Genomic DNA, 21,869 nt, shown 5'->3' with positions numbered 1-21,869 from the left:
ATATGGCTTTTAGAGATAATACGGCTGGTACTAAAAAAGTCCCTGCTCTAAGAAAAGTTTTTTTTAAATAACTGCCAATAATCATAAAAGTCAGTTTTATCATGATGAATTGGTATTATTTAAGATTTTCACCCCCTTCTTTTAAGATTTTACCCCCTTTGCTATTGCGTTCAATAGTAGATTAGCCTTACCAAATATAACTGTAAAGCTAAACGAGCCATGAACGAAACCATATTAAATTTCCGAACTATCGCTGTCGCTGGTCGCAAGTTATCAGACGAAGGGTAATCTATTGTTCAATTAATTTTAACACAACCAAATTTTAACCTAACCAAATAAATTGATCATGAAAGCACAATTACTTAAAGTATCAATGGAGCCTGCACAATCATTTAGTGTAAGACAAGACCTCGAGCCTTCTATTAATAATAAATGGCACTATCACCAGGAAATTGAATTGATTTATTTCAATAAAGGAGATGGCACGCAATTTATTGGTGATAGCATTAAACGTTTTAAATCAGGAGACATTGTTTTGTTAGGTGCTAACTTGCCTCACTACTGGAGATTTGATGCCGCTTATTTTACTACGGACGTAGAGCCAGCACCGGCTGATGTGAGAGTTGCCCATTTTAGTGAGAACTTATTCGGTGATTGTTTTATAAATCTGCCTGAAAACAAGCAATTGAAAGACATCCTCGAAAAAGCTAAAAGAGGAGTAAAGGTAACTGGTAAAAATAAGGCCATTGTTGCAGAATTAATTACAAAAATGTTAAAGGCCGAAGGAACAGAAAGAATCATTATTCTGATGCAGGCTCTGGTAGAAATTGCAAAGTCAAGTCAATTGGAAGTACTTTCATCTGTAGGATTTCATTATGATCTAGAGATGATTGAAAGGGACAGGATCAATGATATTTATGATTACACCTATGCTAATTTCAAAAATAAAATATATCTGGAAGAAATTGCCGAAGTGGCCCGGATTAGTCCGAATTCATTCTGCCGTTATTTTAAATCCCGGACCCGTAAAACCTATTCACAATTCCTAATAGAAGTGAAAGTAGGACAAGCCTGTAAGTTACTTATTGAGCATAGTCTTAACCTTAAACAGGTGTGTTATAATAGTGGTTTTAACAATTTTGCAAGTTTCCATAAGTGTTTTAAGAAAATTACAGGAAAAAGTCCCCTTTGCTATCAAAAGGAATTTGTTAGCGCCTGCGCTTAAACCCCTGTCAACTCTTTTTTGAATAAACCACAATGTAGGTTTAGGTATCTTATTTTGCCAAAATAGCTGATGAATAAGCTAAAACGATGAAACGATTTGCTGATGCTATTAAGCAATTTAGCGATACTCAAAAAGAGCGCTAACCAAACATATTTTAAAGTTACATAGATTAAGAAGTGAAGAGATTTAAGCTGGTATTTTTTATAGGATTGCTTATTTGCAGTCAGTATATTTCTGCGCAAAATAAGCAAAGATTAGTAAACAATTGGGAGTATTTAAAGGGTGATTTAGGAGGTGTTTGGGAAGCCATCAGGCCAGTTAAAGAAGGTAATCCGGAAAGTGTTCCATTGTGGCAAAATGTAAAATTACCACATTGTTTTAATGCATTAAACTCAGTGGATCCGGATGAGAATTATTATCAGGGACCGGGCTGGTATCGCACGCAATTGTCGGTAACTAATCCGTATAAAGATGGAAGAACATTATTGCATTTTGAAGGGGCAGGTCAGAAAACCCAGGTATATATATATGATAAAAAAGTAGCCGAGCATGTTGGGGGGTACGATGAATGGACTGTTGACATTACTGATGCGGTTAAAGCATTTAAAAAATCTGATGTTTTTGCGAAACAATTTAAAGGGAAAATACCATTAGAAATCAGATGTGACAACAGTCGTGATCTGGAAATGATCCCTTCTGATTTATCTGATTTTAATGTTTATGGAGGTTTATATAGATACCTGAATTTGGTTTATGTACCAAAAGTATCTGTCGACAAAATTTTTGCTGCAGCATCGGTTGATGCTAAGGGTACAATAGGAAAATTAAATATTTCAGGAAGACTCCTTAATCCAGATGGAGTGGATACTGTTACTGTTAAAATAGAAATAAAAGATCCGGAAGGTAAAATTGTAGCGAGTTGGGGAAATGAAATGAAAGCCTTTCATGGCGATAAGGCCTTGTGGGAAACCAGCTTAAAAACTCCAAAACTTTGGTCTCCGGAATCTCCTAACCTTTATACCGTTCAAACCAGCATAACTGCCAAAGGAGATACGCACATACACCAGGAAAAAATTGGGTTCCGAAATTTTGAATTCGTTAAAAAGGGACCCTTTATGTTGAATGGTAGGCGTCTGCTTTTAAGAGGAACACATCGACATGAAGATCATGCAGGAGTAGCGGCGGCGATGACAGAAGGAATGATCCGTCAGGAGATACTGATGATGAAAGATATGGGGGTTAATTTTATTCGTCTTGGCCATTATCAGCAGTCACGCATTGTATTGAATTTATGTGATAGCTTGGGTATTATGGTTTGGGAAGAAATTCCATGGTGTCGTGGTGGTCTTGGCGGTGATGTTTACAAAAACCAGGCGCGCAGAATGTTAACCAATATGATTGAACAGCATTATAACCATGCCGCGGTGATCATTTGGGGCCTTGGAAATGAAAATGATTGGCCGGGAGATTTTAATGAGTTTGATGAGCAAAAGATCAGAACCTTTATGAAGGAGTTGAATGATCTTTCACATACACTGGATGCTTCCAGAAAAACAGCGATCAGAAGATGTGATTTTTGTAAAGATATTGTAGATGTTTATTCGCCATCTATTTGGGCCGGTTGGTATAGAGGTATTTATACCGAATATAAAGAGGCTTCCAAAAAGGAATTTGATAGAGTAGATCATTTCCTGCATGTAGAATGGGGCGGTGATAGTCATGCCGGTCGACATTCTGAAACACCGGATAAAGCATTGAGTGAGGTTAAAACAGGTGTGGGAACTGATGAACGAGATGGAGATGCCTCTCTGTTTGGTGGAAGTGCCAGGGTTTCTAAAGATGGAGACTGGAGTGAAAGTTATATTGTGAATTTAATTGACTGGCATTTAAAAGAGCAGGAAAATATGCCTTGGTTAACCGGAGCTGCTTATTGGCCTTTTAAAGATTTTTCTACCCCTGTACGTCCTGATAACCCTGTACCATATATGAATCAAAAGGGGGTAATTGAACGTGATTTTACTAAAAAAGAAGCCTATTATGTTTTCCAGTCCTATTGGACACAAGCACCTATGATTCATATCTATGGACATTCATGGCCGGTTAGATGGGGAGATGCAGGGGAGAAGAAAATGGTAAAAGTTTATTCCAACTGTTCCGAAGCCGAGCTTTTCCTGAATGGAAAAAGTATGGGTAAAAAGAAACGGAACAGCCAGAATTTCCCAGCAGCAGGTTTAAGGTGGATGGTTACCTATAACGAAGGCCCAAATCACATTAAGGTAATCGCCAAAACAAAAGAGGGTAAGGAAATTACAGATGAAATTACTCAGGAATATCAAACAGCCAAATGGAAAAAACCAACTAAATTGGTGTTAGAAAAATTGTCTGAAAAGGATAATATTGCTGTGATACAGGTAAAATTATTTGATGAAAACAATATATTGTGTTTGGATGCCCGTGATTACGTGACATTTGGTTTAACCGGAGATGGAAGTCTGATCGATAACCAAGGTACTTCAGATGGCTCGCGTAAAGTGCAGCTTTACAACGGAAGAGCAGTGATCAGTATAAATCTGAATAAAGGTAAAAGTGTGGCCAGCGTAAAAGCAGACGGTTTACCGGTTAGCTTCCTTACACTTTAATTAAATAATACTCCTCATGATCAAAAAACTATTTGTAGTTCTAATCATTAGCTATAGCACACTTGCTTTTGGCCAGGTAAAAAAACTAGACGGTACGCTAAAGTTATGGTACAACAGACCTGCGGCAAACTGGAATGAAGCTTTACCAATAGGTAACGGACGGTTAGGAGCCATGGTTTTTGGTGAACCTGGTAAAGAGCAATTGCAGTTAAATGAAGAAACTGTTTGGTCCGGTGGGCCAAACAGCAATATTACTTCAGAATCCGGCGCTGCTATTCCGGAATTAAGGAAATTACTTTTTGAAGGTAAATTTGAAGAAGCACAAGCCATTGCTGATGTGAAAATGCTCCCAAAAAAAAATAGTGGGATGATTTATCAGCCGGTAGGCAATCTCTTTATTAAGTTTGATGGCCATGAAAAGGCGATTAATTATTACCGCGATTTAAATATTGAAAAAGCAGTAGCCACTGTCATTTATGAAGTGGACGGTGTAACATATAAAAGAGAAATATTTTCTTCGTTCCCGGATCAGGTCATGATGGTGCGGTTAACTGCCAGTAAGCCTGGTAAGATCTCTTTTAGTGCAACGATGGATTCTCCGCAAAATGGAGTGCTGAAAACAGAAAATGGCAAATTGGTATTTTCAGGGATTACCTCAGATCATGAAGGTGAAAAAGGTCAAATCAAATTTGAATCCCAGGTAAAAACGGTAGCTGAGGGAGGAAAGGTTGCCCTGCAAAATAATACCTGGACAATTAAGGATGCCAATTCTGCTACTGTTTATGTTTCAATAGCTACTAATTTTAAAAATTACCATGACATCAGTGAGAATGCGGGTAGCAAAGCGGCAGCATTTTTGGATAAAGCAGTTCAAAAGAATTATGCAACAGCACTGGCAGCGCATATTAAATTTTATCAGCAATATTTTAATCGTGTCAAGTTTAACATAGGGGTAAATGAAGCTGTAAATAAACCAACAGATCAGCGCATCGCCGAGTTTGCCAGTACCAATGACCCGCATTTAACAGCGCTCTATTTCCAGTTTGGCAGGTATCTCCTCATTTCCAGTTCACAGCCTGGAAATCAACCTCCAACTTTACAAGGTATTTGGAACGATAAAATGCTGGCTCCCTGGGACAGCAAGTATACCATCAATATCAATACCGAGATGAATTACTGGCCGGCAGAGGTGACCAACTTATCGGAATTGCACGACCCTTTATTTAAAATGTTAAAAGATCTGGCCGTTACTGGTAAGGAGACTGCTAAAGTAATGTATGGTGCAAAAGGATGGGTAACCCACCATAATACCGATTTGTGGCGTATTACAGGCCCTGTAGACCGTCCTTACGCCGGTTTATGGCCAATGGGAGGGAACTGGTTAAGTCAGCATTTATGGGACCATTATATGTTTACGGGTGATCAGCAGTTTTTGAAAGAATATTATTCGGTATTGAAGGGGGCTTGTGAGTTTTATCTGGATGTATTGCAAGAAGAGCCTACACATAAATGGTTGGTTGTATCACCTTCAAATTCTCCTGAAAACACGTATGTTACCGGTAAACGAGTTTCTATTGCTGCAGGTACTACAATGGACAATCAGTTGTTATTTGACCTGTTTACTAAAACCAGCAAAGCCGCAGAAATTTTAAAACTTGATCCGGATTTTCGTCAGATTCTAAAAACTACAATAGCCAGATTGGCACCTATGCAAATAGGAAAAAATAGTCAATTACAAGAATGGATGCACGATTCAGATCGTCCAGATGATAAACACCGCCACGTTTCGCATTTGTATGGGCTATATCCGGGGAACCAGATTTCGCCTTCAAGGACACCTGAACTATTTGATGCCGCCAGAACATCTTTAACTTATCGTGGAGATCCTGCTACAGGATGGTCTATGGGCTGGAAAGTAAATTTCTGGGCGCGTTTTTTGGATGGAAACCATGCCTATAAATTGATAACTGATCAGTTAAAGCTGGTAGGAGGCCGAATTGAGGGGGTAAGTACAACCGGTGGTGGAACTTATCCAAATTTATTTGATGCACATCCTCCTTTTCAAATCGATGGTAACTTTGGCTGTACCGCGGGTATTGCCGAAATGTTATTGCAGTCACATGATGGGGTGGTGCATTTGTTACCTGCATTACCGGATAACTGGCCAGCAGGTGAAATTACGGGTTTAGTGGCCCGTGGTGGATATGTGATAGACATCGCCTGGAAGAATAATCAAATTACTCAGCTTAAAATAAAGTCAAAACTTGGAGGAAATTGCAGGTTACGCATTAACGACAATATGAAGTTTAATGCCGGAAATATCCCTGCTGCTAAGGGAATAAATTCCAATCCTTTTTATGAAACACCACAAGTTAAAGCACCACTTATTTCTCCGCTTGCAAAGCTAAATCCAGTGGGAGTGGCACCTTCAAAAGACTACGACCTTAAAACGGAGGCGGGTAAGGAATACATTTTTAAATTGAATTGATATGATCAAATATAGTCTTCTTTTTCTTGGGGTAGTTATTGGTGCATCAGGTGCATTGGCTCAGAAAAAACAAGAGCCGGCATTAAAATTATGGTACGACCAACCTGCTAAGATCTGGGAAGAAGCTTTGCCACTAGGTAATGGGAAAACAGGGGCAATGGTATTCGGACGGGTAAATAAAGAGCGGTTTCAATTAAATAACAATACGCTTTGGTCTGGAGCTCCTGATGCTGGGAACAATCCTAAAGCTCAGGCAAATTTACCATTGGTAAGGGCAGCAGTTTTTGCCGGTGACTATGGCAAAGCTGCAGAAATCTGGAAAAAGAATTTGCAAGGCCCATATTCTGCCCGTTATTTAACAATGGCAGATCTTTTTCTGGACTTTAATCTTAAAGATTCTATTCCCACAGCTTATCATCGCGAACTAGATATTAGTAATGCGGTAAGTACAGTTAACTATACACTTGGGGGTGTTAACTATAAGAGAGAAACAATTATCAGCTATCCTGATCAGGTAATGGCCATCCGTATAACTGCTGATAAACCGGGTGCAATTAACTTTACGGCAGGTATCAGTAGTAAATTGAAGTATGGCGTTACGGCGCCTGGACAAAATTATCTGGTACTAAAAGGTAAAGCACCTAAGCATGTAGCTCATCGGTCAACAGAACCACAACAGATCGTTTACGATGATAAGGAAGGGATGACCTTTGAAGTTCATGTACGGGTTAAAGCAGAAGGTGGATCAACAAAGGCTACAGGCGAAAAAATCGCCGTTAGTAATGCCGATGCGGTGACTATTTACCTGACAAATGGAACGAGTTTTAATGGCTTTGATAAATCTCCGGGATTGGAGGGTAAAGATCCGGCTATCGAAGCCAGGGCTAACCTAAGCAAAGGTTCTCAAAAATCTTTTGCTGCTATAAAAACTACTCATGTAGCAGATTATAAACAGCTTTTCGACCGGGTTTCGTTTAATCTGGCGGTTAATTCGGAGCTATCTAAATTGCCAACAAACGTAAGGTTGTCCAGACAAGGAGCAACAGGGAATGATCAGGGTTTACAGGTTCTTTACTATCAGTTTGGTAGATACTTGATGATTGCCAGTTCCAGACCAGGTTCACAAGCAACAAATTTGCAGGGAATTTGGAATGATCATGTTCAACCACCATGGGGAAGTAACTATACTGTAAATGCCAATACGCAAATGAATTATTGGTTGGCAGAGAATACAAATCTTTCGGAACTGCATCAGCCACTATTTGACTTTATCAGTACGTTGGCAGTTAATGGTGCTACAACTGCTAAGGTTAACTATGGTATCCAGCAGGGCTGGGTAGTTCATCACAATACAGATATCTGGTCTAAAACATCGCCATCAGGTGGTTATGATTGGGATCCGAAAGGTGCACCAAGATGGTCGGCCTGGCCAATGGGTGGCGCATGGTTAAGCACGCATTTGTACGAACATTATCTGTTTACGGGTGATAAAAAATTCCTTAAAGAAAAAGGCTATCCACTAATGAAGGGGGCAGCAGAGTTCATGTTAAACTGGCTGGTTAAAGATAAAGATGGAAACCTGGTAACCAATCCTTCTACTTCGCCGGAGAACGTATTTAAGATTGACGGTAAAGAATATGAAGTGAGTAAGGCTACAACCATGGATATGGGGATCATCAGGGAATTGTTTAACGATTGTATTGAATCGTCGAAAGCCCTTGATGTGGATGTTGATTTCCGTAGTCGCTTAGAGGCAGCCCGTGCAAAGCTGTATCCGTTTAATATTGGTAGATATGGACAATTGCAGGAATGGTTTAATGATGTAGATAATCCTAAAGATACCCACAGGCATTTATCGCATTTGTTTGCACTATATCCTGGAAACCAGATTACGACACAAAACACGCCGGAACTTGCTGCCGCTGCAAAGCAGTCGCTGATCCACCGTGGAGATGTAAGTACCGGCTGGTCGATGGCATGGAAAATCAATTGGTGGGCCAGGTTAAAGGATGGAAATCATGCGTTAAAGATCTTAAAGGCGGGACTTACTTTAATAGATCCTGCTAAAACAGTAGAGCCAAAACCAGATCCCAATGCGCCTGCTACACAATTAACCAATATACAAATGAGTGGGGGCGGAACCTATCCTAACTTGTTTGATGCCCATCCGCCTTTTCAAATAGATGGAAACTTCGGCGCTACGGCAGGAATAACAGAAATGTTGTTGCAAAGTAATGAAGGCGAAGTAAATCTGCTGCCGGCTTTGCCAGATGAATGGAAAAATGGTAGCATTAAAGGGATAAAAGCCCGCGGCAATTTTACGGTAGCGATAGACTGGAAAAATGGGAAATTATCGGAAGCGCTAATTTACTCAGGATCAGGTGGGAACTGCCGACTAAACACAGCTGTGCCGGTAAAAGTTATTTCTGCTGTTGTCACAAATGCTAGTGGACCAAATAGCAATAACTTAAATGAATTGTCAGAAAAACCGGTATATCATAAGAATGAAAGTGCTAAACTTCAGGATCTTGGACTGAAAAAGAACTATGTTGTAGATTTCAATACTGAAAAAGGAAAAACCTATAAAGTAATTACCCAATAAACCATTATTTGCTATGAACCGAATATTTAAATATTCAATTTGCTTAATCCTCCTGTTCAGTGCCTCCCGGTTAACTGCTCAGGATATCAAATGGGAGCAAGTAGCTCCCGGAGTTTGGAAAGGAAGTATTGGCAAGCCTGAAAACTATAACTTGCTGAATGCTGCCGGTGCTAAACCTGCTATGGATGGATTAAAAGACATGGGGGATGTTTCATTTCCTCTTGTAAAAGAAGAAATAACCGCAAAGCTTGCTGATGGTAAAACTTATCTATCCTTTCCACTAGATAAGAAAGAACAACTTTACGGCTTTGGCTTAAATTTTCAAACAGTGCATCAGCGCGGAAAGATCCTGCAACTGCATGTAGACCACTTTGGAGGTAAAGATAATGGACGTACACATGCCCCAACTCCTTTTTATGTATCTTCAAATGGCTATGGCGTATTTATCAATTCTGCACGATACCTGGATATTTATGCCGGATCTGCTGTAAAACGGGATGGAAAGAATGTTCCTGAGGCCAAAGATCGTAATACTGATAAAACATGGTCTTCACGTCCATATTCGGATGCTGTTGAGGTTTTGGTGCCGGCCGATGGTGTTGAATTTTACGTGTTTGCAGGGCCTAAACCACTGGATGCCGTTCGCAGGTATAACTTGTTAAATGGTGGTGGCGTATTGCCTCCGCGTTGGGGGTTGGGCTTTACACAAAGGGTAAAAACATTATATACTTCTGCTGATGTGGAGGCTGAAGTAAAAGCTTTTGAAGACAAGGGGTTTCCACTTGATTTTATTGGCCTGGAACCTGGATGGCAAAGTAAAGCTTACCCTTGTACTTTTGAATGGGATAAAACACGCTACCCTGAGCCCTCTGTTTTCGTAAAAGGTTTATTAAATAAGGGGATTAGGGTTAATTTGTGGACAAACCCTTATGTTTCTCCGAAAGCCTCAATTTATAATAACATTAAACCATTTACAGCAGACCATACGGTATGGTTGGGTGCTATTCCGGATTTGACCATGCCTCAGGCACGTGATATTCTATTTTCTCAATTAAAAAAGAGCCAGGTAGACATTGGTGTTAGTGGCTACAAATTTGATGAGGTAGATGGTTACGATCATTATTTATGGCCAGATGTTACTACATTCCCTTCAGGCAAAAGTGCAGAGCAAATGCGTCAGACTTACGGCTTACTGATTCAGCGCTATAGTGCTGATATGTATCATGAGCGCAATCAGCGTACTTTTGGATTGGTTAGGGGATCAAATGGGGGCGGATCTTCGTTGCCTTATGTCATTTATAACGATTATTATAACCACGAAGATTTTATTACAGCATTAATCAATAGTGGTTTTGCAGGTGTATTGTGGACTCCGGAGGCCAGAGCTTCTAAAACTGAGGAAGAATGGTTACGCCGTATGCAATCTGTTGTGTTTTCGCCAATGGCGATGATCAATGCCTGGTCTACAGGTACTAAACCATGGTCGTATCCTAATGTAGAAAAACAGGTGAAAGATATTGCGTTGTTACGTATGCAGATGATGCCTTATTGGTATAGTGAATTTGCAAAATACCATTTCAAAGGTATACCTCCATTTAGGGCAATGAATCTTGAGGATGGTTACCAGGCAGATGTTAAAAAGGAAGTGAAAACAACCAATTTAGAAGAGAATCCTTACGTTGAAGCAGTGAGTAAAGAAGTGAAAGATCAATATATGGCGGGAGAATATTTATTGGTAGCGCCTATGTTTACCGGAAAACAAACCCGTACAGTGATTTTACCTAAAGGTAAATGGTTTGATTTTTATACGGGAGCATATGCCGGTGATGGAGAGGTAATTACCATCACTCCGGGCTTGGATAAAATTCCCGTTTATGTAAAAGACGGTGGTATTGTGCCAATGGGACCTGCATTAATGCATGCTCCTAAGTCTACTGAGAAACTGGATCTGGAAATCAGATACTACGGAAGTAAACCAGGTAAGTATATGCTTTATGATGATGATGGAGAGACTTTTAACTATGAAAAAGGCGCGTATAGCTTTAGGGAAATTAATATAGTTAAAGATGCGAATGGTAAACTTAAGGCTTCTATTTCCAACGCCGAAAAAGGTAAACCAAATACCATTAACAAAGTCAGCTTTAGGGCTATGACCAAATAAATAAAAAAGTTATGAAACAGTTTGTGTTAACAGCATTTATATTGATCAATATGATTGTCACTTCATCCTTTGCGGCGATGAAGGATGGTCAGACTGCCACAAGCGGTATAGAGAAAGAAGTGTTGAAAACTTTAAAGGCTTCCATCTTGAAAAATGCTGACTGGGCAATGAAACAACGTCCGGTTACCGTAACTGCCGAAAGTTCATTAAGAAGTGCAGGTGGTAAACATGATTTTTATTCAGAGGGCGATTATTGGTGGCCTGATGCACAAAATCCGGAAGGTCCATATATTCAAAAAGATGGGATGACTAATCCTGAGAACTTTGTTGCACACAGGTTGGCAATGATCCGTTTCAGTAAAATTATTGGGGCATTGGCTTCTGCTTATAAACTTACCGGAGATCAGAAATATGTTAAGCAGGCAATGTTGCATCTGCAAGCCTGGTTTATCAATGAAGGTACAATGATGAATCCAAACCTAAAGTATGCTCAGGCTATAAAAGGCCGATTTACCGGTCGTGGCATTGGAATTATTGATACTATTCAGCTGATGGAAGTAGCACAGGGAATTATTGTAATGCAAAAGGCAATGGAGCCGGGTGTCTTGTCTGAAACTCGTAAATGGTTTGCTCAGTACTTGACCTGGCTAATGACCCATCAGTATGGAAAAGACGAAATGAATGCCCAAAATAACCATGGAACTTGTTTTACCATGCAGGTAGCATCTTTTGCAAAATTGTGTAACGACGATAAGTTACTTGACTTTTGTCGTGATAGATATAAAAATGTATTGCTACCCAATCAAATGGCTGTTGATGGTAGCTTCCCAAGAGAACTTGCACGTACAAAACCTTATGGCTATTCGATTTTTAATCTGGATGCGATGACCACGCTTTGTCAGATCCTTTCCACGAAAGCAGATAACCTGTGGGACTTTCAAACTGCTGATGGGAGATCCATTAAAAAAGGGATTGAGTACTTATATCCATTTGTGGCTGATAAAAGTAAATGGCCTTTAAAGCCAGATGTAATGTATTGGGATAATTGGCCTGTAGCGCAACCATTTTTGGTTTTTGGTGCCAGTGTTTATGAGAAAACCGATTGGTTAAACATCTGGGCTAAGCTTGATCATGATCCCAAAGTAGAAGAAGTAATTAGAAATTTACCTGTAAGAAATCCCTTAATATGGCTCAATTAAATAGTAAGTCAGCATTTTTATTATCCGCTTTGTTAGCTGCAAATCTTTATTCCTACAGTCAGGTGGCTGGTGATGAGGATGCAAATATGTTGAACAAGGCGCAGCAACGCGACCAGAAAGCAATGGATGAAGCCCGGAATGGCTGGTGGAAAAACTCCATGAAAACGCATGATGAACGGATACAATGGTGGCGTGATGCCCGATTCGGTATGTTTATACATTGGGGGTTATATTCGTTACCTGCTGGAGAATGGAAAGGAAGGAAGGTAAATGGCTATTCGGAACATTTGATGCGTAAGGAACAAATTACCAGGGCAGAATATCTTGATCTTGCTCATGTATTTAACCCTGTTAAATTTAATGCTGAGGAATGGATCTTGACAGCAAAGAAAGCCGGAATGCGTTATTTTATCATTACCGCAAAGCATCACGATGGGTTTGCTATGTTTGATTCAAATGCATCTGATTTTAATGTAGTCAAACAAACCCCTTTTAAGCGTGATCCGATGGCTGAGCTCGCTGCTGCAGCTAAGAAATATGGGATGAAGTTCGGGTTTTATTATTCGCATGCATTCGATTGGGAACATCCTGATGCGCCGGGTAATGATTGGGAATACCAGAACCCTGGTGGAGATAAGTTGCTTGGTGGTGCCAATTGGTTTGATAGTCATCCTGAATGGTTACCAAAAGCAGTAAAGTATGTTGACGAAAAAGCTATTCCACAGATAAAAGAGTTGATCAATAAATATCATCCGGATATTTTATGGTTCGATACACCGCATAAATTGCCTTTATCTGAAAACATCAGGATACTTAAAGCGATTAGGGATACGGATCCAAATATTGTGGTAAATGGGCGTTTGGCAAGGAGTGCCAGCGGCAATTTTGGTGATTATGCAAATACAGGCGACAGACCTGCGGAGCTACTTACGGTTGCGGGTGACTCCGAAGCAATTCCTACCACTAACGAATCTTATGGTTATTCGAAACATGACAACAGTCATAAGTCAGCAAAGTTTTTTATTCAACTTCTAGCTAATTCTGCTTCCAGAGGAGGGAATTTACTGATGAATATCGGGCCAAAAGGCGACGGTACTTTTGATCAGAAAGACAAACAGATTTTGGATAGCATTGGTGGATGGTTAAGTCAAAATGGTGCTGCAATATATGGCACTCAGAAAGGTGAGTTGCCAATTCCGGCCTGGGGAGTTAGCACCCAAAAAGGGAAAAATATTTACCTGCATGTATTTAACTGGCCTAAAGATGGCAATCTTGTTGTAGGTGGTTTAAAAAGCGATGTTAAAACGGCTTATTTATTAACTGATAAAAGTAAAAGGCCTTTAACTGTTAAACGTTTGGATGCTGCTGACTTAAATGTGAGCCTGCCAGCAAATGTATCAGGTAGTCCCGATGTTGTAGTCGTATTGGAGGTAAATGGTAAACTTGAGACTGATGGGGCAAGAGTACTATCTCCTAACATTCCAGCGAACAGATTCCTGGTATTTGATGCAGAACAACATGGAAAGAAGCTTGGTTTTGGTGATGGGAAAACCGATCGCTACTTTGTAAATGGTTGGAAATCGAAAGATAGTTACCTAACATGGAACTTAAAAGCATTAAAGTCTGCTAAATACAAAGTTGTTGTTAAATACATTGCAGATGAGGGCGGTTCATCTTACGAAGTTAAAGTTGGCGATTTCTCTAAGCAAGAGGAAGTGATAGCCTCGAAAAAAGGCGCGGTAGTTACTACGGAAATAGGTGTTTCTACACTTGGTGCAGGTCCGTTGGAGCTTAGCATTAAACCGGTAGCTATTAAAGGTTCCGAATTGATGAAATTGCTTGAAATTCAACTTTTACCTGTACAATAATATAAAAAATAATAACAAAAGAAATTATGAAATCACTCTCTATAACTATAGGTGCATTGTTGCTGGCTACTACTGCCTCATCCTTTGCACAGGAACGCACGGTACGTACTCAGACCACATCTGGTACGGTAATTTCTGGTTCAAGAAATCCACGTAGTACTCCGGATTTTGGGTCGTCAGTAAACAGATCAACACCTTCAGGTCTGGAGGTAAATGTAAAAAAAGCCTTTGTTCAGGCGGATAAGCAAACCCTTTTAATGCTAAAGGAAATCGAGAAAACGAAAGCTGCCGGAGCAAAGGCTGATCAATTTTCACCGAGAACGTTGGAAAAAGGTGAATTGAAATTGGTAGCTTCGCGCGATTGGACCAGTGGTTTTTTCCCTGGAGAGCTCTGGTTTTTATATCAGTATACTGGAAAGCAAGCTTGGCTGGACCAGGCTAAAGCATTTACAGCTCAGGTGGAACAGGAGCAGTTTAATGGTAAAACTCATGATATGGGGTTCAAAGTTTATTGCAGTGTGGGTACAGGTTACCGCATCACTAAAGATAAACACTATGCTGATGTCATTATTCAATCTGCCAAAACATTGGCTACGCGTTTCAATCCCAAAACAGGCGTGATCCGTTCTTGGGACCATAGTTCTGATAAATGGGTAAACCCGGTAATTATTGATAATATGATGAATCTGGAGCTACTTTTTGAAGCTACTGCCCTTACAGGCGATTCTTCTTTTTATAAAATTGCGGTGAGCCATGCAAATACGACAATGAAGAATCATTTTCGACCGGATTACAGTTCTTATCATGTGATTGATTATGATCCGAATACGGGGGCAGTATTGAAAAAGAACACGCATCAAGGCTATAGCCACGAATCTGCCTGGGCGAGGGGACAAGCATGGGCATTATATGGATATACAATGTGCTATCGTTTTACCAAAAATCCTGCTTACTTAAAACAGGCAGAAAATGTTGCCGGTTTTATACTTAACCATAAAAATATGCCAGCAGATCTGGTTCCTTACTGGGATTTTGATGCGCCTAATATTCCTAATGAGCCGCGCGATGCTTCGGCAGCAGCAGTAATTGCTTCTGGATTGTATGAATTGAGTGGATACAGTAAGAACAAAGGGCTTTATTTGAAAAAGGCGGATATCATGTTGAACAGCCTGAGTACAAAGTATGCTTCGCCCATTGGGGAGAACAAAGGTTTTATCCTGGTAAGCAGTACAGGTTCTAAACCATCAGACAGTGAGGTTGATGTACCTTTATCTTATGCTGATTACTATTACCTTGAAGCTTTGCTAAGGTATAAGTCATTAAAAAGGTAGGTCATTATAAGATAAGATTGAGCCAATTTCGCTGAATATTGACAACTTGATAAGCTTTAAATTAGGAATTAAATAAAACCAAATCATGTATAAACGAAAAGTACTTTTAGTAGTAGCGGCTTTTTTAATATTAGGCCAGTCTGTATATAGCCAGAAAGCATTGACAAAGGATGAACGAATGGCCTGGTGGCGGGATGCCAAATTCGGTATGTTTATCCATTGGGGCGTATATGCCCAGTTTGCGGGTGTTTATAAAGGACATGAGCAGCTAAGGGGGGGCGCAGAGTGGATCATGAACCGTTCTAAAATTCCCGTTGCTGAGTATCAGGAAATGGCGAAAAGCTTTAATCCTGTAAAGTATGACCCGGATGCATGGGTAAGAACGGCAAAGGATGCAGGAATGAAATACATTATCATTACTGCAAAACATCATGATGGATTTGCTTTGTTTAACTCTAAAGCCAGCAAATGGGACATTACTGATGCGACACCTTATGGGAAAGATTTGCTAGCTCCATTAGCTGTGGCTTGTAAAAAATATGGTATTAAGCTAGGCTTTTATTATTCCCAGGCTCAGGATTGGAATAACCCTGGAGGATCAGCTGCAAGAAAGGAAATGAAAGAGGGCTGGTTAAACCCGGATTCAGCTAAAATTGATGCTTATACATTGGCGAATAAAGGACATTGGGATCCGGCTCAGATGACCAGAACTTTTGATCAGTATATTGATGAAGTGGCCGTGCCACAGGTTAAGGAACTGATGACAAATTATGGTGAGATTGCTGTGCTTTGGTGGGATACACCAACCAATATGACAGATGAGGCGGCTTTGAAATTGCAGGCAGCTTTAAAATCGCAACCACAGATCATTACGAATGACAGGTTAAAACGCCCGAATTTCCCCGGTGATACCAAAACACCGGAACAAAAAATACCTACTCAGGCTGAATTGGATGGCATGGATTGGGAAACCTGTATGACCATGAATGGTACCTGGGGGTTTAGAACTTCAGACAATAAATGGAAATCTACAGAGACTTTAATTCGTAACCTGGCTGATATCGCTTCAAAAGGGGGGAACTATTTATTGAATGTTGGTCCAAAACCTGATGGTACATTTCCGCAGGAAAGTATAGATCGTTTGAAAGAAATAGGTGCCTGGATGAAGGTCAACAATGAAGCAATATATGGTACTAAATCGAGTCCATTGGAGCCTTTAAGTTGGGGTCGCTGTACAAGAAAAGAGATGCCAAAAGGTACAACGCTTTACTTTTCTGTATTTAACTGGCCTGCAAATGGTCAACTGGTTATTCGGGGCATAAAGAACAAAGTTGTATCTGCCACTTTACTGGCTTCAAAAGGTAATTTGAAAACTGAAACCAATGGTGATGCACTGACTATTAATGTAGCTGCGACTGCACCTGATAAAATCGCAAGTGTAATTAAGGTTGAGTTTGAGGGGACAGTAGCTCATCAGATAGAAACAAAACCTAAGAAAGAAATGAAAACTGGCGCATTAGATTAATAAGATTTTGAAAAAAATAACTCTTGTTTTAAACGTATTGCTCTTAACGGTAACCGCCCAGGCACAAAAAGTATCTCCCCTGTGGCTGGATTTTGTAAAATCAAAAAAGGAAGGCAGCACACCAGTGCTGCCTGATTTTTCTTATGCCGGTTATGGATTCTCCGAAATACCACTCCCATCGGTTAGTGATAAAAAGTATTTTAAGGTAGATGATTATGGTGCAAAGCCCAATGATGATCAGTACGATGATGTAGCTATCCAAAAGGCTATTGATGCAGCTGAAGCAAATCCTGGGGGCGGAGTAGTGTTCTTCTCACCCGGTAAATATTTAATTGCTGCAAATGAAGATGCGAAGAAGCAAATCAGAATAACTAAAAGTAATATTGTTTTAAAAGGCAGTGGCAGTGGAGCTGGTGGTACAGAAATTTATCAGGCCAATATGAGAATCAACGGCAGACAGTTTTTGTTTAAACCAGAAAACGATAAGTTCGAAAAATTAGCGACCATTGTTAAAGATGCCGGGCGTGAGACTTTTTCTGTTGTTGTTCAAGATGCTTCGAAACTTAAAATAGGTCAGGATGTAGTTGTTCGCCATAGAAGTGAGGAATTTACAAAGCTTTATTTTGCTCCTTTAGAATTAAAGCCACAATGGACAAGGTTGTTTGGCGATAAAGGAGGGATGTTGATTTATGAAATTCATACAATAAATAAGATTGAGGGGAATAAGGTTAGTTTTAAAAATCCGATACACATCGATATCAAAATGGTTAAGTCGGCCGACTGGACGATAGAGTCCTATAATTCCATCGATCATTGTGGTGTAGAGGATATATTGTTTACCAGCAACTGGAAGAATTATCCTGAAGAATTTATCCATCATAAAAATGAGATTCATGACTACGCTTATGAAGCTGTAGGTATGGAATTTGTTAAAAATAGCTGGGTTCGCAATTGTGAGTTTCATGACTGGAATGAAGGGGTATATATACGTTCCGGGTATCAGGTTACTGTGGAAAATACACATTTTAGGGGTAAAAAAGGGCATGCTTCTGTGCATGCACGTACTGGATATGGGGTATTGGTGAAACATTGTACTTTTAATGGTGCTCAGCATCATGGTGCAGGTACGGGATACAGTGCAGTTGGAACAGTAGTTAGCCAGTGTTCTTTGGGGTCTGATCAGAACTTTGATATTCATTCCGGGCAGCCTTATGCTACGCTTTATGATGATATTGATGGTGGTGTTTTTTATAATTTAGGAGGCCCTGAACCGGGACATCCGCATCATGGTAAGGAGTTGGTATTATGGAATTTTCATCATAAGTCTGATAAGGAACAGAATTATAATTTTTGGGACATGAGTAGACGTAGGAATTATACGATTGCTGCGCCGATTATTGTAGGCTTTACTTCTGATAAGCCGGTTACTTTTGTGAATGCTGGGTTAGTAGAAATGAAGGGGGAAACGGTGTTGCCGAAATCGTTGTTTGAGGCGCAGTTGGCATTAAGAATGAAAAAATAACCGTTCTCTTCAAAGACTGGAACTTTTTGCCTGAAGAAGGCAAAAATTTCTAGGTCTTTTCTGAGAAGGTAATTTTTTGCTAAACTGGATGGCTATGTTTAGGGAGGCTAAATTGGGCTGTTAAATCAAATCGAGATGAAATATATTTTTAAGCTGACTCTTTTCTGGGGGCTGTTTTTTATTGTTGGGCATTCTTTTGCGCAGTCAAAAATACGGATCACTTGCATTGGGAATAGCATCACTTTTGGATCGGGATTAACAAATAGGGCTCAGGAGTCTTACCCTGCTCAGTTACAGGCTTTATTAGGAGCAGGTTATGAGGTGCTTAATTTTGGTGTAAGTGGGGCTACGATGCTTAAGAAGGGTAATAAACCGTATTGGAATACACCGGAATATCAGAAAGCATTATTGAGTAATCCCAATTTGGTATTTATTAAGTTAGGTACCAACGATAGTAAAGTGGTGAATAGACCAATGATGGGTGATTTTGAGCAAGATTATCATGATATGATCCGAAGTTTTAGGGAATTGCCAAGTCACCCAAGGGTAGTTTTGTTATTGCCTGTAAAAGCCTTTTCGGATGAGAAATTTGGTATTTCTGGGACTTATCTAAAAGAAACTATGATTCCTATGATTCAGAAGGTGGCTTATGATGAAAAATTAGCTATACTTGATTTATATAGTTTGTTTGCAGATAAGGAAGAACTACTGGCAGATAAAATTCATCCTAATGCAGTGGGGGCAGGGTTTATCGCTTCACGATTGTATGATTTTATTAAGTTGCAAACTGAACCTGTTGAGGCAGAAGGGAAAGGAATAATAAAGCATGCTGAGAAAAGTAATTTTTATGGATACAACTGCTTTTCGTTTGACTTTAAAGGTCATAAAGCAAAGATTGTAGCACCTAAAGCAACTGCTAAAGATATGCCATGGATATGGAGAGCAAGGTTTTGGGGACATGAACCACAAACGGATATTGCACTGTTGGAACGTGGTTTTTATGTGGTGTATTGTGATGTTGCTGAGTTGTTTGGTAATGCGGAGGCAATTGGAGTTTGGAATGATTTCTATAATCAGTTGCAGAAAATGGGATTTGCTAAAAAGGCTGTATTAGAAGGGATGAGTCGCGGTGGAGTATATGTTTATAATTGGGCAGCAGTAAACCCTTCAAAGGTGGCTTGTGTATATGCAGATAACCCAGTATTGGATTTAAAAAGTTGGCCAGGTGGTAAAGGTGTAGGACCTGGAAGTAAGAAGGATTGGGATATTTTTTTAAAGGATTATGGTTATGTTACTGAAGAACAGGCTGCAGGTTTTGCTGGTAGTCCAATAGATAAAATTAAAGAAATTGTTAAAGGAAAATATCCGATGCTCCACGTTTGTAGTGATATGGACGAACTGGTTCCTATGTCAGAAAATACATTGCCTTTTGCAGAGAAAATTAAGCAAGCAGGAGGTAATATCACAATCATTCATAAGCCTGAAGGAAAACATCATCCACACAGTTTGCCTAATCCGGCACCGATAGTCGATTTTATTTTAAAATCCAGAAATTAACCTACCTCTAAAAGTAAAAATATAAGTAAGCGTAAAAACAAGTAAGGCACAATCCAAACTGAATGTTTTGATTGTGCCTTAACTGTAAAATTGGGTTTTCGATGAGACCTAGCTTTTTTTAGCGCTTTTTCAGCGCTGAAGAAATGCAGACTCAGAGAAGAATCCCTATTTTACCCCCTTTGCCGCTTTAATTTGTGCCAAATACAGCGAAGCTGGTTGAAGATCAGTTTTATTTAAACCTTCCCATTCTCCATCAGGCTTTCCATTTAGACGTCCTTTCAACTTGTCTCCCTGTACACCAACAGCATAATTTTTACCCGATACCCATGGATTTTGAATGGCAGCACCTTTAACCTTGCAATTCCACAATACCTGAGTAACACCAGCCCAGCCGTGACCACTACCCCAGTTACCACGGTCTTGTACATTAATCTCACCATCCGTATCAATATTGTCATACAGAGTACCGCTAGACCAACGGTGGTGCGGACCAATATCAGCATGTGTCTTTCTTGATTTGCAGCGGAAAAAAACATTAGGCCCACATGTTTTGGCTCCTGTCACATAATCGTGTCTGCCTTCAGTAGTTTCCAGATCCATAAATAGATTTTGCTGGCCGGTATTGTTAAACGAATACCTTTTACCTCCAGTAATGACCGATTTGGCATCAAAGCATTTTGAATTCTTTACCGTTACATTTTTTGCATCACCATCTAAACTTACACAAGCGTAACCAAAATAGCGGGAAGTTACATCACTTACCCAGGCATTTTCAATTTGATTAAAATCAACAGCAATCCAACCATGATCTTCATCAGTATCATTGGCATATTCAGATTCAAAATAGATGTTCTCAACGCCCACCTCTTTTATACGTCCTTTAAATTCGTATTTAAAAATTAGCCCACCACCATATTGCTCTTCCATAGCCATCACTATCGGATTGTCTATGGTGATTTTATTGCCATCTACCGCTACAATTTCTCTTTCGTAGCTAAGGTTATATTGGTCCGCTTTCCATTGTTTAGTTCCATTTCTTTCTTCAATTTTATCCATCTGAAGATCGTGAATCCAGTTTTCTGTTCCTGGTCTGTAAACAATGATTCTATCGCCGGCTTTAAACCCTTTTGATGAGGCTACCTGAAAAGATTTTGCACCGGTAGGCACATAGGCGTCAGTAATTTTCACCTTGTCGCCAACTTCAGAAATTTTGCCTTTTCCATTAATTTTGAGCAATGAGCGTAAGCCTTTGCCTGAGGCAATTAGTCTGGTGCCCTCAGCAGTATTTCCTTCACCTCTTAAAACGATGCCCTCAGCTTTTATGTTAATCGTTCCTGAAATAGGATAATCGCCCTTTTTTAATAGAATTGCACCTCTAAAGCCATCAGCACCAAGCGGCATTGCCGATACCTCATCAATGGCTTCCTGAATGGTGCTACCGGCATCACCTTTTACTGGTGAAACCGTTTTTACCACTTTTACCTGGGGAATTTCTTTTAAACCATGATGATAGCCTACGCGGCTAAAATCGGGAATAATATTACCCTTCTCATCGGGGAAATAGGTAATGCTGCCATCTTTGTTTACCGATAAGAATTTGGAGGTCCATACCTTGTCTTTTACAAAGGAAAGTGTTAATCCTGCAATAAACAGAATGCAGATCGCTAAAGTTGATTTGGTTTTCATTGAAATATATAATTGCTAATGCAATTGCGTCATAAAAACCGATTTTTTAATACACGTTATTAGCAG

General features: G+C 39.8%; 12 protein-coding genes. 11 read left to right on the top strand and 1 reads right to left on the bottom strand.

The features are described 5' to 3' along the window. Nucleotides 1-346 precede the first annotated feature (346 nt). The 11 genes from P0Y49_12585 to P0Y49_12535 all read left to right on the top strand — a co-directional run bounded on the left by P0Y49_12585 (nucleotide 347) and on the right by P0Y49_12535 (nucleotide 20,117). Nucleotides 347-1,225, top strand: a complete 879-nt coding sequence (locus tag P0Y49_12585; GenBank protein ID WEK17632.1) for an AraC family transcriptional regulator — start codon at nucleotides 347-349, stop codon at nucleotides 1,223-1,225. A gap of 176 nt (nucleotides 1,226-1,401) precedes the next feature. Next, complete coding sequence (locus P0Y49_12580; protein ID WEK17631.1) at nucleotides 1,402-3,864, top strand: glycoside hydrolase family 2 TIM barrel-domain containing protein; 2,463 nt, start codon at nucleotides 1,402-1,404, stop codon at nucleotides 3,862-3,864. A 16-nt stretch (nucleotides 3,865-3,880) separates the two neighbouring features. Beyond that, nucleotides 3,881-6,352 carry a glycoside hydrolase family 95 protein gene (locus P0Y49_12575; GenBank protein WEK17630.1) on the top strand — a complete coding sequence of 824 codons (2,472 nt, stop codon included), beginning with the start codon at nucleotides 3,881-3,883 and terminating at the stop codon, nucleotides 6,350-6,352. A 1-nt stretch (nucleotide 6,353) separates the two neighbouring features. Next, nucleotides 6,354-8,954, top strand: coding sequence for a glycoside hydrolase family 95 protein (locus P0Y49_12570; GenBank protein ID WEK17629.1), 2,601 nt, complete (start codon nucleotides 6,354-6,356; stop codon nucleotides 8,952-8,954). A 13-nt stretch (nucleotides 8,955-8,967) separates the two neighbouring features. After that, a complete protein-coding gene (locus P0Y49_12565) occupies nucleotides 8,968-11,115 on the top strand; it encodes a glycoside hydrolase family 31 protein (GenBank protein ID WEK17628.1) in 2,148 nt (715 codons plus the stop codon). An 11-nt stretch (nucleotides 11,116-11,126) separates the two neighbouring features. Continuing rightward, nucleotides 11,127-12,314 carry an alginate lyase family protein gene (locus P0Y49_12560; GenBank protein WEK17627.1) on the top strand — a complete coding sequence of 396 codons (1,188 nt, stop codon included), beginning with the start codon at nucleotides 11,127-11,129 and terminating at the stop codon, nucleotides 12,312-12,314. Next, entirely contained in the window at nucleotides 12,302-14,182 is a 1,881-nt protein-coding gene (locus P0Y49_12555; GenBank protein ID WEK17626.1) for an alpha-L-fucosidase, read from the top strand. Before P0Y49_12560 ends, P0Y49_12555 begins: the two co-directional genes overlap by 13 nt. 26 nt (nucleotides 14,183-14,208) lie before the next feature. Next, on the top strand, nucleotides 14,209-15,513 hold the full coding sequence (locus P0Y49_12550; GenBank protein ID WEK17625.1) for a glycoside hydrolase family 88 protein: 1,305 nt from the start codon (nucleotides 14,209-14,211) through the stop codon (nucleotides 15,511-15,513). Between the two features lie 85 nt (nucleotides 15,514-15,598). Then, complete coding sequence (locus P0Y49_12545) at nucleotides 15,599-17,038, top strand: alpha-L-fucosidase (protein ID WEK17624.1); 1,440 nt, start codon at nucleotides 15,599-15,601, stop codon at nucleotides 17,036-17,038. 7 nt (nucleotides 17,039-17,045) lie between these two features. Beyond that, nucleotides 17,046-18,560, top strand: coding sequence for a DUF4955 domain-containing protein (locus tag P0Y49_12540; GenBank protein WEK17623.1), 1,515 nt, complete (start codon nucleotides 17,046-17,048; stop codon nucleotides 18,558-18,560). Between the two features lie 135 nt (nucleotides 18,561-18,695). Beyond that, nucleotides 18,696-20,117 carry a GDSL-type esterase/lipase family protein gene (locus P0Y49_12535; protein ID WEK17622.1) on the top strand — a complete coding sequence of 474 codons (1,422 nt, stop codon included), beginning with the start codon at nucleotides 18,696-18,698 and terminating at the stop codon, nucleotides 20,115-20,117. A 165-nt stretch (nucleotides 20,118-20,282) separates the two neighbouring features. Here the strand turns inward: P0Y49_12535 and P0Y49_12530 are convergent, their stop codons facing one another. Beyond that, nucleotides 20,283-21,803, bottom strand: a complete 1,521-nt coding sequence (locus tag P0Y49_12530; GenBank protein ID WEK17621.1) for a hypothetical protein — start codon at nucleotides 21,801-21,803, stop codon at nucleotides 20,283-20,285. Nucleotides 21,804-21,869 lie beyond the last annotated feature (66 nt).

This window comes from Candidatus Pedobacter colombiensis, assembly GCA_029202485.1.
In the GTDB taxonomy this organism is placed as follows: domain Bacteria; phylum Bacteroidota; class Bacteroidia; order Sphingobacteriales; family Sphingobacteriaceae; genus Pedobacter; species Pedobacter colombiensis.
Note: the sequence above shows the minus strand (reverse complement) of the source record. Positions and strands in the feature narration are given on the sequence as shown.